The organism is Pseudomonas sp. R5-89-07 (assembly GCF_003851685.1).
In the GTDB taxonomy this organism is placed as follows: domain Bacteria; phylum Pseudomonadota; class Gammaproteobacteria; order Pseudomonadales; family Pseudomonadaceae; genus Aquipseudomonas.
In genome coordinates this window covers 4,991,699-5,008,598 of sequence record NZ_CP027727.1, presented here as the reverse complement: position 1 = coordinate 5,008,598, position 16,900 = coordinate 4,991,699, and the positions used below count along the sequence as shown (strand labels likewise).

The following is a 16,900-nucleotide window of genomic DNA, read 5'->3' as shown; positions in this document are numbered from 1 at the left end:
CCCACATTTGAACGGTGGTGTTGCGGGTTATTTGCGAATGACCAGGTCCAGCACCTCATCCCGATCCTTGATCTTCTGCAACACAATCTCCGAACGTATATCCATCACCCCCGCCGTGCGGTTCAGGTGATTCACGATAAAGTCCGAAAAATGCTTGAGGTTGCGCGCCTGTACCCGCAGCACATAGTTGCTGGCGCCGGTGATCACATAGGCGCTGGCCACTTCCGGCCAACCCTGCACTTTCTTGATGAACGTCTCATGCCAGTCTTCCACATCCTGGCGCAATGACAGGTGCACGATGGCCTCCAGCTCGATGCCCAACTGCTCGGCGTTGAGCACCGCCCGATAGCCGCTGATCACGCCTTCGCTCTCCAGCAGGCGTAAACGGCGCAGGCAGGCGGAGGGCGACAGCGCGACTTTTTCCGCCAGTTCCTGGTTGCTGATACGGCCATCCTGTTGCAGGAAATGCAGGAGGCGCAGGTCGGTGGCGTCAAGAATCATGGTTAGAATAAATCCGCGTGTTTAGTGGCTAAATTCGAATTTCCTACGGCTTAAATAGCCGGTTGCCCACCAGTTTGCACGAAAATTCTCTAAAACTTCGTTCATTATTTGGTCCATATTCCTCATAAAAACCAGGACCGCTCATGACCACCCGAAGCCATTGCCAAACCCTCGACACCCAAGACCCGCTGGCGCCATTGCGCAGCGAATTTGCCTTGCCCGAGGGCGTGATCTACCTCGATGGCAATTCCCTGGGCGCGCGCCCGGTTGCGGCGTTGCAACGGGCACAACAGGTGATCGAGCAGGAGTGGGGCAATGGCTTGATTCGCAGCTGGAACAGCGCCGGCTGGGCAGAGCTGTCCCAGCGCCTGGGCAATCGCCTGGCGCCGCTGATCGGTGCACGGGAAGGCGAAGTGGTCATCACCGATACCACCTCCATCAACCTGTTCAAGGTGCTCAGCGCCGCGCTGACCGTACAGCGCCAACGCCAGCCTTCGCGCAAGGTGATCGTCAGCGAAGCGAGCAACTTCCCCACCGACCTGTACATCGCCGAGGGCCTCGCCGAGCTGCTGCAACAGGGTTACTCCCTGCGCCTGGTCAACAGCCCGGACGAGCTGCCCCAAGCCATCGACCAGGACGTGGCGGTGGTGATGCTTACCCACGTCAACTACAAGACCGGCTACCTGTATGACATGCGCGCACTCACCGCCTTGAGCCATGAATGCGGCGCGCTGAGCATCTGGGACCTGGCGCATTCGGCGGGCGCGGTACCCATCGACCTGCACGCGGCCGGGGTGGATTACGCGATTGGCTGCACCTACAAGTACCTCAATGGCGGCCCCGGCTCCCAGGCGTTCGTGTGGGTCAACCCGGCATTGGTGGACCTGGTCCGCCAGCCGCTGTCGGGCTGGTTCGGGCACACCCGCCAGTTCGCGATGGAATCCAACTATGCGCCGAGTGCCGGCATCGCCCGCTACCTGTGCGGCACCCAGCCGATCACCTCGCTGGCCATGGTGGAATGCGGCCTGGAGATTTTCGAACGCACCGATATGAGCCATCTGCGCAGCAAGTCGCTGGCTTTGACCGACCTGTTTATCGCCTTGGTCGAAACCCGCTGTGCGGCCCATGGCCTTGTGCTGATCACACCCCGTGAGCATGCCCGGCGCGGCAGCCATGTGAGCTTCGAACACCCCCAGGGCTATGCCGTGATCCAGGCCCTGATCGCCCGTGGCGTGATCGGCGACTATCGCGAGCCGCGCATCATGCGATTCGGTTTCACCCCGCTGTACACCAGCTTCACCGAAGTGTGGGACGCCGTGGAAATCCTCGGTGACATTCTCGACAACAACACCTGGGACCAGCCGCAGTTCAAGATTCGCCATAGCGTTACCTGAAAACAACGCCGATCAAAATGTGGGAGGGGGCTTGCCCCCGATGGCGGCGTATCAGTAGCCACATCAGTGACTGGCACACTGCTATCGGGGGCAAGCCCCCTCCCACAGGGATCTGTGACAACCGCTAAATAGTGCAACCACAATAATAAAAGGGGCACATCACGTGACCACGCCAGACAACGGCTTTGCAGAAATTACCCACCGCGAACTGGGCCTCCGGCGCCAGCTCACTTCCGGGCAGATGAGCATGATCGCCATCGGCGGCGCCATTGGCACCGGGCTGTTCATGGGCAGCGCCTACGCGATTGGCTACGCCGGCCCCAGCGTGTTGCTGAGCTACGCCATCGGTGCGCTGATCACCTTGATCCTGATGGGGTGCCTGGCCGAGATGACGGTGGCCCATTCCACCTCCGGCTCTTTTGGCGCCTACGCCGAGTTCTACATCAGCCCGCTGGCCGGGTTCCTGGTGCGGTATGCCTACTGGGCGGCGATCGTGTTGGCCGTGGGGGCCGAGGTGACGGCGGTGGCGATGTACATGAAGTACTGGTTCGCCAACGTGCCGGAATGGGTGTGGATCGTGTCGTTTTCCAGCGTGCTGATTCTGCTCAACGCGATCAGCGTGAAGACCTTCGGCAACTTCGAGTACTGGTTCTCCACCATCAAGATCAGCGCCATTGTCGGCTTCATTATCCTGGCGGTGTACGTGGTGTTCGGTTCGGGCAACCCGGATTACGGCGTGCAGAACTACACCGCCCATGACGGGTTTTTCCCCCATGGGTTGAGCGGTATGTGGATGGCGGTGATCGTGTCGATCTTCAGTTATTTGAGTGTGGAGATGATCGCAGTGGCGGCCGGTGAAGCGGCCGACCCGGAACAGGCGGTGAAGAAAGCCTTTCGCGCAACCATCGTGCGCCTGGTGGTGTTCTACCTGCTGACCCTGGCGCTGATGCTCGCCATCGTGCCGTGGAACCAGGCCGGTCAGGCCCAGAGCCCGTTCGTCACGGTGATGCAGACCATCGGCATTCCCGGCGCCACCGGGGTGATGAACTTCGTGATCCTGATCGCCGCGCTGTCGGCGATGAACAGTCAGCTCTACATCACCACGCGCATGATGTTCAGCCTGTCGCGCGCAGGTTTTGCGCCCAGGTCCATGGGCGCGTTGAGCAAGAGCGGCATCCCGCTGAATGCGTTGCTGCTGTCCAGCTCCGGTATCGCGTTGGCGACCCTGCTCAACGTGGTGTACCCGGAAAGCTCGTTCACGCTGATGATGGCAATCTCGATGTTCGGCGCAATCTTCACCTGGTTCATGATCTTCCTCACCCACCTGTTTTTCCGGCGCTACCGCAGGCGCCATGGCGGGCCGAGGCTGTCCTTCGAGCTGCGCCTGTTTCCCTACAGCACGCTGCTGGGGCTGGTGCTGATGGGCGCGGTGATGATCACCACGTATTTTACCGAAGCGTTCAGGATGACCCTGGTGTTTGGCGTGCCGTTCCTGCTGATCCTCAGCGCGGTGTACTACGGGTTTTTCCGCAAGGGCAGGGCCAAGGTGTCGAACAAGGCCCTGGCATAACCGGGCAGTTGGTCGAACGATCGCGCGCAGAGCAGCAGTTGGCGACAGGCCCAGTCTTCCTTGAGGGGCTGGGCCTTGATGCAACCTTGCTGCGGCCAGCGGTCCAGGGCGGCCTGGGGCACGATGCCCAGGCCCGCACCGCGGGCGACCATGCGGATCACCCCGTCGAAACCTTCGGCGCGAATGCGCGTTTGCAGACGAAACCCCGCATGCAGTGCCTGCTCCTCAAGGTAAACCGCCAGCGCACTGCTGGCGGCGAGGCCCACATAGTCGTGTTGCAGGCTGTCGATGAAACTCACCGTGCTGCTCGCCAGCGAATGCCCCAACGGCATGATCAGCACCAGCGGGTCGTCGTGAAAGGGCAGGGTCTGCAAGCCGGAGGTGTCAACCGCATCGGAGATGATGCCCAGGTCGGCCGTACCCTGGCGCAGCGCCTGGGTGATACGCAGGCTGGGCAACTCCTGCAGGTCGATATCCAGGTTGGGGTGCTCGCACAGAAAGTCGGCCAAGCGTTCCGGCAGGTATTCGCTGAGGGCGGTGGTATTGCACAGCAAGCGCACCTGGCCTTTGACGCCGTTGGCGTACTCCGCCAGGTCGTGTTGCAGATGCTCGGCCTGTTGCAACAGCAGGCGGGCGTGGCGGCCCAGGGCTTTGCCGGCCGGTGTCGGGGTGACGCCACGCCGGCCACGCTCGAGCAACTCGATGCCCAGTGACGCCTCCATCGCCCGAATGCGGGCGCTGGCGGCGGCCAGGGATAAATGGCTGCGGGCGGCGCCGGCGGTGATGTTGCCGGTGTCGAGTATGTTCAGGTAGAGGCGCAGGTCGGTCAGGTCAAAGTGCATGCTCAGGTTGTCCTCAGCCTCATTCAAAACAAGAGGCTGCCTCAGTATATGGTGAATTTCCAGCGGCTCAGCAACATCGCACAATCGGGTCATGACTACTTTCCTGACGTTCTACCAAACCCTCGGTCCAGCCCTGACTCTGCTGGTGATGGGCACCTTCCTGCTGGCCGGCACCGTCAAGGGCGTGATCGGCCTGGGCCTGCCCACCGTGGCCATGGGCATGCTCGGCCTGGCTATGTTGCCGGCGCAGGCTGCGGCATTGCTGATCATTCCTTCGACGGTCACCAACCTCTGGCAACTGGCGCTGGGTGGTCACTTGAGTGCCTTGCTCAAGCGGTTGTGGCCGATGTTCGTGCTGATTGCCCTCGGCACCGGGCTGGGCACGCTGTGGCTGGGCATGGACGCTGGGCCGTGGGTGGTCCGCGCGCTGGGCGGGGCGCTGTTGGTGTATGCGCTGAGTGGTTTGTTCTTGCCCACCTTCAAGGTCGCGCCCCGAACCGAGCGCTGGCTGGGCCCGCTGTGTGGGTTGATCACCGGCCTCATCACTTCGGCCACCGGCGTGTTCGTGATTCCTGCGGTGCCGTACCTGCAAGCATTAGGCTTGAGTCGCGATCAACTGGTGCAGGCGCTGGGGCTGTCGTTCAGCGTGTCGACCCTGGCGTTGGCCGCCGGGCTGGCCTGGCGCGGTGCGCTCGGCGGCGGTGAGGTCGGTGCGTCGTTGTTGGCACTGGTGCCGGCATTGCTGGGCATGTGGCTGGGCCAGGCGCTACGCCAGCGCATCAGCGTGCTGTGGTTCAAGCGGGTTTTTTTCACGGGCATGGCTCTGCTGGGCGCTCATTTGTTGCTGGTTGGTTAATAATGAGCGCTGATTCGTGAGCCGATGAGAAGGACTGCCCATGAGAGCCCGATCCGATGAACTGCAGATTTTCGTCAGTGTGATTGAATGCGGCTCGATTTCCGCTGCCGCCGAGCAGGTCGGGCAAACGCCGTCGGCGGTCAGCCGCAGCTTGTCGCGCCTGGAAGCCAAGCTCGACACCACCCTGATCAACCGCACCACGCGACGCATGGACCTGACCGAGGAGGGCCGTTACTTCTTCGAGCAGGCCAAGGTGATCCTGGCGCAGATGGAAGCGCTGGAGGAGCGTCTGTCGTCACGCCAGAAAAAACCCGCCGGACGGCTGCGCATCAATGCGGCGGTGCCGTTCATGCTGCACGGGATCATGCCCTACATCGGCGAGTTTCGTAGCCTCTACCCGGACATCCAGCTGGAGCTGAACAGCGACGACCTGATCATCGACCTGTTGGAGCAAAGCACCGACATTGCCATCCGTATCGGCACCCTGGCCGACTCCACCCTGCATGCCCGCGCGCTGGGCAGCACGCCGCTGCACATCCTGGCCAGCGCCGACTACCTCAAGCAGCGCGGCACGCCGAGCACCGTCGCCGAACTGGCCGAGCATACGTTGCTGGGGTTCACCCAGACCGACTCCCTCAACCATTGGCCGCTGCGCCATGTGGAAGGCGACCGCTGGCTGATCCAGCCGGACATTGCCGCCTCCAGCGGTGAAACCCTGCGCCACCTGGCCCTTGAGGGGCAGGGCATTTGCTGCCTATCAAACTTCATGACCCATGAAGACATCGAGGTCGGGCGCCTGGTACCGCTGCTGGAAACGTTCAATAGCGGCTATCGCCAGCCGATCCATGCGGTGTACTACCGCAACTCGCAACTGGCATTGCGTATCCAGTGCTTCCTGGATTTTATCCAGGCCAAGCTGGCGCGTTATGCCCTTTGATTCGTGACTGCCACGCAAGAGTGAATTGGCCGACACGGGCTTATTCGGCCGCATAGGCTGCTGGATACTGGGCCCATCACTTACCCAGTCAGGAGCACTCTCCATGCATGTATTCGTTACCGGCGCAGCCGGTTTTATCGGCGGCTCCATCGCCACCGGTCTGGCCAAGGCCGGGCACACCGTCACCGGCTTGGTGCGCAGCGCCGAGCAAGCCACTGAAATGACTGCGCTCGGTATAATCCCGGTGATCGGCACCCTGGATGACGCCGCCGTATTGACCGAACAGGCGCAGCACGCCGATGCGGTGATCAATGCCGCCAGCAGCGACCACCGTGCTGCCGTTGAAACCCTGCTGGCCGCCTTGAAAGGCTCCAACAAGGTGTTTCTGCACACCAGCGGTTCAAGCATCGTCGGCGATGCGTCGGGCGGTAAGGCCAGTGATGTCATTTACTTTGAAGACAATCTGCCGCAGCCGACCGTCGACAAGGCCGCTCGCGTGGCGATCGATGACCTGGTCCTGGCCGCGGCCAAGGACGGGGTGAATTCGGCGGTGATCTGTAACACCCTGATCTACGGTCACAGCCTGGGCGTGAAGCGTGACAGCGTGCAATTGCCGCGCTTGCTCAAGCAGGCCCGCAAAAGTGGCGTGGTACGCCATGTGGGGCCGGGGCAGAACATCTGGTCCAACGTGCATATCGAAGACGTGGTCGCGTTGTATCAGCTGGCGCTGACGAAGAATGTGCCGGGCACGTTCTACTTCGTGGAAAGCAGCGAAGCTGCGTTCATCGACATGACCACCGCCATCGCGCAGGCGCTTGGCCTGGGCGAACCGCAGGACTGGCCACTGGCCGAGGCGGAGGCCGAGTGGGGTTATGAAATGGCCAACTATGGCCTGGGCTCCAACAGCCGGGTGCGCGGCAAGCAGGCCCGTGAACTGCTGGGCTGGGCGCCGAAGCGTACGTCGGTGGTTGAGTGGATTCGCAACGAGATGGTGTGATGTTCGGGTGATACCGAGGTGCGGCCATCGGGGTGTAGAACCGTAGACATCGTTTACATCTGAAACCGGGGACATCGTTTACACATTTGAGGCCTGGACGCGGGTCATACCTCGCCCAAGCCTCCCCAGGGGATAATCACACAGGTACAAATCCCAAACATCATCTTCAACTTCTTTGAGTCCTATCCTTTCCCCAGATAGTGCCTCGCTGACAAATAACAACTTGCCGTTCCATTTGATCGATCCGTCCTGTCTGACGCTGCGAACCCTCATTTCTGCGGGATACTCCACATCGGGCAAACAGCCTGGGTAAAGTCGGGTAGACGGCACATATAGGTCTCCCGGACGTTTCATGCCGAGGGCTTCATGAGGGCGTACGTAATTGAACTCATGCCTGAAATGCTCCAGCAAAAGCTGCTGCTCGACTAAGTTTTTCCCTATGGGCAGCTCAAGTTTCAAACTACGGTGCATTCGCTCATGGCGACCATTCTGGGCGGGTCTTCCTGGCATGGTGCGCTCCGGATAGATGCCCAGACGAATCCACCAAACTGCCAATGTGGACATTCTTGCCAGACCCGGAGAGGCGAACGGAACCCCGTTGTCCGAACGGATAACTTCCGGCATGCCGTACTCCTGAAAAAGCCTTTCAAATGCTTGTTTTACTGGCTGGGTCTTGATCTGGGGATGGGCCCTGCACGCCAGAATCATCCGGGACGCGTGGTCTGTAACGGTCAAAGGGAAGCACATCTGCGCGTCAAGCATCTTGAATTGCCCTTTGTAATCAGCGCACCAAGTCTTGTTAGGTTCGTTGGCCTCTCGCATTTCTGCCTGGGAAATACTGTGCCGGCGCTTGAAACGTCGTTTGTTGACGAGCCCAAGTCGTTCAAGCCACTGGCCCGCTGTACTTGGAGAAGGCCAGGCGACGGAAGGATCTTCAAGCCGTAATAGTTCGAGAAGCTTCTTAGGCCCCCATTTATCGTGGGCCTCCTTCATCGCCACCACACGAGCCAAGATCTCGTCGTCGGTTTTATTTGGGCTGTTGTGAGGTCGTCGGGACAGCTCGGATAAGGACTTTAAATCGCCGTTGTGCCGGGCAATCCATTTGTCGACCGTAGGCCGACTAACGTCAAAGCGACGTGCCAACTGGCTTTTGGTGTAGTTGCCAGAAAGCCAGTCGGCAACCAGTCTGATTCGTTGATTCATCGGAGACTCTTGGTTCCAGGGCATGATCAGTTACCTCCTGATCATGCGTATTAACCTGTAAACCATGTCCCCGGTTAGAAATGTAAACGATGTCCCCGGTTTGTACCGGGGCAAGCCCCCTCCCACACTTGACGGTGTTCCAACTCTGGAATGCATTCAATGTGGGAGGGGGCTTGCCCCCGATTGAGACGACCGAAGTCCTCGAGGCTAGCCCCACCTCGCTCAATTCCGTACCATTCCCCGCCTCATCCCCGCAATTCCCGGTATTCCATGAACCTCACCCGTCTGCGCGCCGACGCCCTGGCCGGCCTCACCACGTCATTTGCCTTGCTGCCCGAATGCATCGCCTTCGCCCTGGTGGCCCATCTCAACCCGTTGATGGGGCTCTACGGCGCGTTCATCATCTGCACCCTCACTGCGCTGTTCGGTGGTCGCCCCGGTATGGTCTCCGGAGCGGCCGGTTCGATGGCTGTGGTGATCGTGGCGCTGGTGGTGCAGCACGGCATGGAGTATTTGCTGGCGACGGTGCTGCTGGGCGGATTGATCATGGTCGCTTTCGGCCTGTTGCGCCTGGGCAAGCTGGTGCGCATGGTGCCGCACCCGGTGATGCTGGGGTTCGTCAACGGCCTGGCGATTATCATTGCGCTGGCGCAGCTGGAGCACTTCAAGAGCGGTGACACCTGGCTCAGCGGTACGCCGCTGTACGTGATGGCCGGGCTGGTTGCGGCCACCATGGCCATTGTCTACCTGCTGCCGCGCCTGACTCGCGCCGTGCCGCCTGCCCTGGTAGCGATCCTCGGCGTGGGCCTGGCGGTGTACCTGCTCGGCCTGCCCACCCGTACCCTTGGCGACATGGCACACATCGCCGGCGGCCTGCCGACCTTCGCGCTGCCGCAGATCCCCTGGACCTTCGAAACCCTGGGCATCATTGCGCCCTATGCGTTCCTGATGGCCATGGTCGGCCTGCTGGAAACCCTGCTGACCCTCAACCTTACCGATGAAATTACCGAAACCCGTGGCTACCCCGACCGCGAAAGCGTGGCCCTGGGCGCTGCGAACATGGTCTCGGGCCTGTTCGGCGGCATGGGCGGTTGCGCGATGATCGGGCAAACCGTGATCAACCTCAGTTCCGGCGGGCGTGGACGGTTCTCCGGGGTGTTCGCCGGGGTGATGATCCTGTTGTTCATTCTGTTTCTGTCGCCGCTGATCGAGCGGATTCCGCTGGCGGCGCTGGTGGGGGTGATGTTCGTGGTGTCCCAGCAGACCTTTGCCTGGGCGTCGTTGCGGGTGATCAACAAGGTGCCGCTCAATGACGTGCTGGTGATCATGGCGGTGACGGTGATCACTGTGTTCACTGACCTTGCGACCGCTGTGCTCTGCGGCATCGTGATTGCGGCGCTGAACTTCGCCTGGCAACAGGCGCGTGAGCTGTATGCCGATGAACACCTGGAAGCCGACGGCAGCAAGCTCTACCGTCTGCACGGCACCTTGTTCTTTGCCTCGACCACGCCGTTCCTGAATCAATTCGACCCGGCCAACGACCCGGCCCAGGTGACGCTCGATTGTCGTCACCTGAGCTTCGTCGACTATTCAGCGATTGCCGCGCTGATGACCTTGCGCGAGCGCTACAGCAAGGCGGGCAAACATCTGCGCGTGCTGCATTTGTCGGAGCGCTGCAAGAAGCTGCTCAAGCGTGCAAAGGTGCATCACGATTGATCGGGTGCGGTGGCAGGCCACCGTGTTACGGCCCGACCAGGTCTTCCAGTTCCTGGGCGCGGGTCTGGGTCATGTCCAGCACGCAGCCGGAGCCGTTGACCTGATCGATGGTGCCGCCGGTGGCACTGCCGGCAAAGGCGCAATTGGCGTCACGGTACTTGATCCACAGGCGCTGCAGATCCTGCAATTGGTCCCTGCGGTTGCCTTCCTGGGCGGCCAGCGCGGTCTTGTAAGCCTTGTTCAGCCGGGCGTCCTGCACCTTGGCCTCCTTGACGTTGCAACCGACCATCTCTGCGGTGGTGTTGGCGCCGTCCATGCATTTTGTCAGCGCCGGGTTATCGGCGGCGGCCGCAGTGCCGCACACGGCAAGAAACAGGGCGCCGGCGGCGAGTGTCGTGCGAATCATCTGTGTTTTTCCTGGCATCGATGGATGTGCAGTGTATGACTCAACCGCGCTCGTTGAGTTTCCAGCCTTGTTCTCGGACGTCATGTAAGAACACCCCCTGAATTTTCATCTGGCTGCGTCGGGCATATCCCATCGCGACAGTGCTTATCCGTGGGCGAAAATTATTTTCATGAGGTTTGAAAATCCTCCTCGGTAATGATTTATGAGTTTCACAACCTATTCGACGTGACCCTTTCCGAGGAGTACCGCATGGCCGCATCACCGGGCTTCGGGCTGTTGGCATACGCTGCCATCGCCATCATCGCTTTGATCGTGCTGATCGCACGTTACCGACTCAACCCGTTTATCGTCATCACCCTGGTGTCCATTGGCCTGGCGCTGATGGCCGGGATGCCAGCGGACACCATCATGGGCTCCTACGAAGCCGGGGTTGGCAAGACCCTGGGGCATATCGCCCTGGTCGTGGCGCTGGGCACCATGCTCGGCAAGATGATGGCCGAGTCCGGTGGCGCGGAGCAGGTGGCGCGTACGTTGATCAACCGTTTCGGCGAGCGCAACGCCCACTGGGCGATGGTCTGCATCGCGTTTCTGGTGGGGCTGCCGCTGTTTTTCGAGGTGGGCTTTGTCTTGCTGGTGCCGATCGCTTTCACCGTGGCACGGCGCGTGGGCGTGTCGATCCTGATGGTCGGCCTGCCGATGGTGGCCGGCCTGTCGGTGGTGCATGCGTTGGTACCGCCGCACCCGGCGGCGATGATGGCGGTGCTGGCGTATAACGCCTCGGTCGGGCAGACCGTGCTGTATGCAATCCTGATCGGTATTCCGACGGCGATTATCGCCGGCCCGGTCTACGCCAAGTTCATCGTGCCGCGTATCCACCTGCCGGCGGAAAACCCGCTGGAACGCCAGTTCATCGAGCGCGAACCACGGACCCGTCTGCCGAGCTTCGCACTGACCATGGCCACCATCCTGTTGCCGGTGGTGCTGATGATGATCGGCGGCTGGGCCAACGTGATTTCCACGCCGGGCACCGGTTTCAACCAATTCCTGTTATTCATCGGCAACTCGGTGATCGCGCTGCTGGTGGCGACCCTGGTGAGTTTCTGGACCTTGGGCCTGGCCCAGGGCTTCAACCGTGAGTCAATCCTCAAGTTCACCAATGAATGCCTGGCGCCTACGGCGAGCATCACCCTGCTGGTGGGCGCGGGCGGCGGCTTGAATCGCATTCTGGTGGATGCCGGTGTCACCCATGAAATTCTCGGCCTGGCCAACGCGTTCCAGCTATCGCCGCTGGTGATGGGTTGGTTGTTCGCCGCGCTGATGCGTATCGCCACGGGCTCGGCCACGGTGGCGATGACCACGGCGTCGGGTGTGGTCGCGCCGGTTGCCCTGGGGATGGGTTATCCACACCCTGAATTGCTGGTACTGGCGACGGGTGCGGGTTCGGTGATCTTTTCCCACGTCAACGACGGCGGCTTCTGGCTGATCAAGGAATACTTCAATATGACGGTGATCCAGACCTTCAAGACCTGGACCGTGCTGGAAACCCTGATTTCGGTGGTTGCCTTCGGTCTCACTTATGGTCTGTCCTGTCTCTTGTAACCGGAGCCCCCATGGACATCCTCTACCAGATCCGCGCCCGCCAGGATTCCTTCAGCGCCGGCGAAGGGCGCATCGCCAAGCTGATGCTCGATGACGTGGGCTTTGCCGCGTCGGCCAGTCTGGAAGAGCTGTCGCAACGGGCCGAGGTCAGCACGGCCACCTTGTCGCGTTTTGCCCGCAGTGTCGGTTGCCGCGATTTGCGTGACCTGCGCCTGCAACTGGCCCAGGCCAGCGGGGTGGGCAGCCGCTTCCTGGACCCGGCGGGGTTGCCGGAACAGTCGGCGTTTCATCGGCAGATACTCGGCGATATCGAAGCGACGTTGCGCCAGCACCTGTCGGGCTTCAATCAGCACAGCTTCGCCGACGCCGTCAGCCTGCTCGGCAAGGCCCGCATGATTCACGCGTTTGGCATGGGCGGCCCGTCGAGCCTGTGCAGCGATGAACTGCAGGTGCGCCTGGTGCGCCTGGGCTATCCGATTGCGGCCTGCCATGACCCAGTGATGATGCGCGTGACCGCCGCGACCCTCGGGCCGGAACAGGCGCTGATTGTCTGCTCGCTGACGGGTCTTACCCCTGAACTTCTGGACGTGGTGACGCTGGCGCGCAACTACGGCGCGCGCATTATCGCCATCACCCTGGCGGATTCGCCCCTGGCCGGGCTGGCGGATGTGCTGCTGCCGCTGCAACCGGCGGAAACCAGCTTTATCTACAAACCCACGGCTGCGCGCTACGGCATGTTGCTGGCCATTGACCTGCTGGCCACCGAGCTGGCACTGGCCAAGCCTGACGCCAACCAGGAACGCCTACGCCGGATCAAACTGGCCTTGGACGACTACCGCGGCGGCCCCGACAGCCTGCCGCTTGGAGACTGAAATGAAGTACGACACGCTGATTCGCCAGGCGCTGATCATTGATGGCAGCAACAGCCCTGGGTACCTCGCGGATGTGGGCGTGCGCAACGGGCGTATCGAGACGATCGGCGACCTGTCCACGGCGGTGGCGGAGCATGTGATCGACGCCGCTGGCCGCGTCCTGGCGCCGGGCTTTATCGATGTGCACACCCACGACGACACGGTGGTGATCCGCCATCCGCAGATGCTGCCCAAGCTCAGCCAGGGCGTGACCACGGTGATTGTCGGCAACTGTGGCATCAGCGCATCGCCTGTCAGCCTGCGCGGCGATCCGCCGGACCCGATGAACCTGCTGGGCAACGCCGAAGCGTTTGCCTACCCGCGTTTTGTCGATTATCGCGCCGCCGTGGAACGCGCCCACCCTGCGGTCAATGTCGCTGCACTGATCGGCCACACGGCACTGCGCAGCAACCATATGGACGACCTGCACCGCACCGCTTGCGCAGATGAAATCGCGGCCATGCGGGTGCAGCTGCAGGAGAGCCTTGACGCCGGCGCCCTCGGTTTATCCACAGGCCTGGCCTACGCCAGCGCCTTCAATGCAGAGACCGATGAGGTGTTGCAACTGAGCGAAGAACTGACGGCTTACGGCGCGGTGTACACCACCCACTTGCGCAGTGAATTCGAACCAGTGCTGGACGCGATGGACGAAGCGTTCCAGATCGGCCGGCATGCCAGGGCGCCCGTGATTATTTCCCACCTCAAGTGCGCGGGTGCGGGTAACTGGGGGCGCAGCCCGCAGCTGTTGGCGGCGCTGGAAGCCGCGGCGAAAACCCATCCGGTGGGGTGTGATTGCTATCCCTACGCGGCCAGTTCTTCGACCCTGGACCTCAAGCAGGTCACCGACGCGTTTCGCATCACCATCACCTGGTCCACGCCACAGCCTGAAATGGGCGGGCGTGACCTGCAGGACATTGCTGGCGAGTGGGGCGTTTCGCTGATGGACGCCGCCCGCCGCCTGCAACCGGCGGGGGCGGTGTACTACGGAATGGATGAAGCGGACGTGCGACGTATTCTCGCGCACCCGCTGTCGATGGTGGGCTCCGACGGTTTGCCCGAAGACCCGTTTCCGCACCCGCGGTTGTGGGGCGCGTTCCCTCGGGTGCTGGGACATTTCAGCCGTGATGTCGGCTTGTTCCCGTTGCACACGGCGGTGCACAAGATGACCGGGCTCTCGGCGGCGCGCTTCGGCCTCACTGAACGCGGGCAGATTCGTGAAGGGCACTGGGCCGACCTGGTGTTGTTCGACCCGCTGCGCGTGCGCGACGTGGCGGATTTTATAGAGCCGCAGCGTGCCGCCGAAGGGATCGAAGGGGTGTGGGTCAACGGGGTGTTGAGCTACCGCGAAGGGCAGGTGACGGGCCAGCGGCCGGGTCGATTCCTGGCGCGTAGTGGGGATTTGCGGCGGGGGTTTTCAACTCTATAGTGGGCGCTCTCAAACATGGAGCGCGCGCGATGCACTTAGGAAAAGTCACCCCTGTCCTGCGGATTTTCGACGAGGCCAAGGCATTGGAGTTCTACGTCGACTTCCTGGGGTTCAAGGTCGATTGGCAGCATCGCTTCGAGGCCAATTTCCCGTTGTACCTGCAGGTGTCGCTGGGTGAGTGCGTGCTGCATTTGTCCGAGCACCATGGCGATGCGTCGCCGGGCGCAGCGGTGCGGATCCAGGCGCAAGGGGTGGACGCGTACCAGCAGCAGTTGCAGGCCAGGGATTACCGTTATGCCAAGCCTGGCGTTGAGCAAACACCTTGGGGCTCGCGGGAGATGAGTATCAAGGACCCGTTTGGAAATCGGCTGGTGTTTGTTGAGGAGGGCGAGGGCTGAGAGCCGTAACGCGGGCAATAAAAAACCGCCTCGGTTAATGCCGAGGCGGCTTCTTTGGTTCTTACACCCGGAAATGACTGACCATCTGCTGCAACTGGCTCCCCAGCCTCGCCAGTTCCACACTCGACTTGGCCGTCTCGTCACTCGCCGTAGCGGTCTGCTCAGACACATCGCGCACGTTCACGATGCTGCGGCTGATCTCTTCGGCCACGGCGCTCTGCTCTTCGGCGGCGGCGGCGATCTGCTGGTTCATCGACTGGATGTTCGACACTGTGCGGGTGATGTTTTCCAGTGATACGCCAGCCTTGCGGGTCAACTCGACGCTGCTGTCGGTGAGGCTGCGGCTGTTGTTCATCACATTGGCCACTTGCTGGGTGCCGTTCTGCAAACCGGCCACCAGGCCTTCGATTTCTTCGGTGGATTTCTGCGTACGCTGGGCCAGGCCACGCACTTCGTCGGCAACCACGGCGAACCCACGTCCGGCTTCACCGGCGCGCGCCGCTTCAATCGCGGCGTTGAGGGCCAGCAGGTTGGTCTGTTCGGCCACGGCCTTGATCACATCCATGACGCTGCCGATCTTGTTGCTCTCCTGTTGCAGGTGCGCCATGGCGTCGGTGGAGCGTGCCACTTCAGCGGCCAGGCGTTCGATCTGGGCGATGGCCTCGGCCACCACTTTGTCGCCCGCACGGGCCTGCCCATCGGCATCGGCTGCGGCCAGGGAAGCCTGTTCGGCGTTGCGCGCCACTTCCTGCACGGTGGCGGTCATCTCATGCATCGCCGTGGCGACCTGGTCTGTCTCGATCTTCTGGCTGTTGACGCCGGCGCTGGTCTGCTCGGTGACCGCCGACAGCTCTTCGGCGGCGCTGGCGATCTGGGTCACACCATCACGGATCCCGCTGATCAGTTCACGCAAGGTGGTGCCCATGCGTTGGATGCCTTGTTGCAGCACACCCAGCTCATCACGGCGGGTGACCTGGATGTTGTGGCTCAGGTCTCCGGAGGCAATGCGTTCGACCACGGCCAGGGTGTCTTGCAGCGGACGGGTGATCTGGCGAGTGATCACCAGCGCCGCGATGATGCCGACCAACAGCGCCAGCAAGGTACTGATCAATTGCAGGCTACGGGCCTGGGCGCTTTCGGCGTCGCGGCGTTCCAACTGGATGTCGTACAGCTTGTCGCTGATGGTGACGATATCGGTGCCTTGGGTGGTCATCTCGGCACGGGCTGTGACGATATTAGCGTTGGCCGCCTTGTAGCTCTGCACGGCGCTGCGATAGGCGCCGAGTGCGGTGTCCAGCGAAGCCAGCGCGGTTTGCTGGCTGCTGCCGAAGACGGCGTTGAGGCTTTTCAGCACGGTGATGGTTTTTTCGATTTGTGCAGCGGCGCGGGCTTCATTTTCTGCGTTGACGTTGTTGGTGTAACCACGCACTTCGTAGCGCGCCAGCAGGAACTCTTGCTTGGCGTTGGCCACGGCCTGGAATTGTGCGAAACGCTCCGGGCTTTCCGGCATCTGCTGCACGTTGGTGTCCAGTGCGTTGATTTGTGCGTTGGCGACGTCGGCTTTATCGCCCATCACCTGTCGCGCAGCGTTACCGTTGCGATAGGCCTCGCGCATTTTGTTCAGCGATTGCTGATACGCGTTGATGACGGCTTTCTGTTCATTGAGCAGCTTGAGGTTTTCCGGGCTCTTGAAGCTATCCAGCAGTTTTTGTTGCTGGGCGGCGAAGGCATCAAGGCTGGTCTGTACGTTCTGCGCCACGGCTTCATCACCGTTGGCCAGCATATATTGCAGGCGCACGATGCGCAGTTTGGTCAGTGAGGCGTTGAGCTGGGTGATATCGCTCATCCAGTTGCTGCGGTCGATCAAACCGCCCAGGCTGGTCCAGCCGGTCAGGGCCAGGATCGAGGTGAGGACCAGCACCAGGCCGAAGCCAAGGCCGAGTTTGAGGTTGACGCTGATGTTGCCGAACCAGCTATTCATTGAATGCTCCGCAAGAATGAGGGGGGGCTGGGCGGTTATTGATTTTGGAGCCAGCTGCAGGGTGTGGAGTTGTATCGGCAGCTGGGCGTGAATCTGAAACGACTTTTTTGTTTGGGGCTTCATTGCTCAGAAAAGCCCTGCGAGCCATTCGCAGGCAGGGCGT

14 protein-coding genes and 2 pseudogenes are annotated in these 16,900 nt (G+C 61.6%); 10 read left to right on the top strand and 6 right to left on the bottom strand.

The features are described from left to right. Positions 1-27 precede the first annotated feature (27 nt). Positions 28-501 (bottom strand): Lrp/AsnC family transcriptional regulator, encoded by a 474-nt coding sequence (locus C4J94_RS22895; RefSeq protein ID WP_058420006.1) that lies wholly within the window; start codon positions 499-501, stop codon positions 28-30. Between the two features lie 143 nt (positions 502-644). Here C4J94_RS22895 and kynU point away from each other — a divergent pair, with 143 nt between their 5' ends. Together kynU and C4J94_RS22885 are read left to right on the top strand one after the other, a co-directional pair. Then, positions 645-1,895: a kynureninase gene (kynU, locus tag C4J94_RS22890; RefSeq protein ID WP_124388186.1), complete on the top strand. Its 1,251-nt coding sequence runs from the start codon at positions 645-647 to the stop codon at positions 1,893-1,895. A gap of 163 nt (positions 1,896-2,058) precedes the next feature. After that, entirely contained in the window at positions 2,059-3,465 is a 1,407-nt protein-coding gene (locus C4J94_RS22885) for an amino acid permease (protein WP_124388185.1), read from the top strand. Here C4J94_RS22885 and C4J94_RS22880 read toward each other — a convergent pair. Next, positions 3,411-4,307 (bottom strand): LysR substrate-binding domain-containing protein, encoded by an 897-nt coding sequence (locus tag C4J94_RS22880; RefSeq protein ID WP_124388184.1) that lies wholly within the window; start codon positions 4,305-4,307, stop codon positions 3,411-3,413. The genes C4J94_RS22885 and C4J94_RS22880 overlap by 55 nt on opposite strands. A 91-nt stretch (positions 4,308-4,398) precedes the next feature. On the opposite strand from C4J94_RS22880, the gene C4J94_RS22875 reads away from it, so the two are divergent. The 3 genes from C4J94_RS22875 (at position 4,399) to C4J94_RS22865 (ending at position 7,097) form a co-directional block, all read left to right on the top strand. Beyond that, positions 4,399-5,163 (top strand): sulfite exporter TauE/SafE family protein, encoded by a 765-nt coding sequence (locus C4J94_RS22875; RefSeq protein WP_124388183.1) that lies wholly within the window; start codon positions 4,399-4,401, stop codon positions 5,161-5,163. A 40-nt stretch (positions 5,164-5,203) separates the two neighbouring features. Continuing rightward, complete coding sequence (locus C4J94_RS22870; RefSeq protein WP_124388182.1) at positions 5,204-6,100, top strand: LysR family transcriptional regulator; 897 nt, start codon at positions 5,204-5,206, stop codon at positions 6,098-6,100. Between the two features lie 103 nt (positions 6,101-6,203). Then, complete coding sequence (locus C4J94_RS22865; RefSeq protein WP_124388181.1) at positions 6,204-7,097, top strand: NAD-dependent epimerase/dehydratase family protein; 894 nt, start codon at positions 6,204-6,206, stop codon at positions 7,095-7,097. Between the two features lie 78 nt (positions 7,098-7,175). Here the strand turns inward: C4J94_RS22865 and C4J94_RS22860 are convergent, their stop codons facing one another. Continuing rightward, complete coding sequence (locus tag C4J94_RS22860; protein WP_124384542.1) at positions 7,176-8,324, bottom strand: integrase core domain-containing protein; 1,149 nt, start codon at positions 8,322-8,324, stop codon at positions 7,176-7,178. Positions 8,325-8,570: 246 nt separating this feature from the next. Here C4J94_RS22860 and C4J94_RS22855 point away from each other — a divergent pair, with 246 nt between their 5' ends. Then, positions 8,571-10,016 (top strand): SulP family inorganic anion transporter, encoded by a 1,446-nt coding sequence (locus tag C4J94_RS22855; protein WP_124388180.1) that lies wholly within the window; start codon positions 8,571-8,573, stop codon positions 10,014-10,016. Positions 10,017-10,041: 25 nt separating this feature from the next. Here C4J94_RS22855 and C4J94_RS22850 read toward each other — a convergent pair whose 3' ends face one another. After that, complete coding sequence (locus C4J94_RS22850) at positions 10,042-10,422, bottom strand: lysozyme inhibitor LprI family protein (RefSeq protein ID WP_124388179.1); 381 nt, start codon at positions 10,420-10,422, stop codon at positions 10,042-10,044. Between the two features lie 249 nt (positions 10,423-10,671). Between C4J94_RS22850 and C4J94_RS22845 the strand changes: the two genes are divergently transcribed. The 4 genes from C4J94_RS22845 to C4J94_RS22830 are packed head-to-tail and all read left to right on the top strand — an operon-like array spanning position 10,672 to position 14,756. Further along, positions 10,672-12,021, top strand: coding sequence for a gluconate:H+ symporter (locus C4J94_RS22845; protein WP_256657587.1), 1,350 nt, complete (start codon positions 10,672-10,674; stop codon positions 12,019-12,021). An 11-nt stretch (positions 12,022-12,032) separates the two neighbouring features. After that, positions 12,033-12,893 (top strand): MurR/RpiR family transcriptional regulator, encoded by an 861-nt coding sequence (locus tag C4J94_RS22840; protein WP_124388177.1) that lies wholly within the window; start codon positions 12,033-12,035, stop codon positions 12,891-12,893. A gap of 1 nt (position 12,894) precedes the next feature. Then, positions 12,895-14,358 (top strand): amidohydrolase family protein, encoded by a 1,464-nt coding sequence (locus C4J94_RS22835; RefSeq protein ID WP_124388176.1) that lies wholly within the window; start codon positions 12,895-12,897, stop codon positions 14,356-14,358. 29 nt (positions 14,359-14,387) lie between these two features. After that, entirely contained in the window at positions 14,388-14,756 is a 369-nt protein-coding gene (locus C4J94_RS22830; RefSeq protein WP_124388175.1) for a glyoxalase superfamily protein, read from the top strand. A 61-nt stretch (positions 14,757-14,817) separates the two neighbouring features. Here C4J94_RS22830 and C4J94_RS28210 read toward each other — a convergent pair. Together C4J94_RS28210 and C4J94_RS28205 are read right to left on the bottom strand one after the other, a co-directional pair. Further along, positions 14,818-15,411 (bottom strand): annotated as a pseudogene (locus tag C4J94_RS28210) (methyl-accepting chemotaxis protein); the annotation flags it as partial. Between the two features lie 309 nt (positions 15,412-15,720). Then, positions 15,721-16,737, bottom strand: a pseudogene (locus tag C4J94_RS28205) (methyl-accepting chemotaxis protein); the annotation flags it as partial. Positions 16,738-16,900 lie beyond the last annotated feature (163 nt).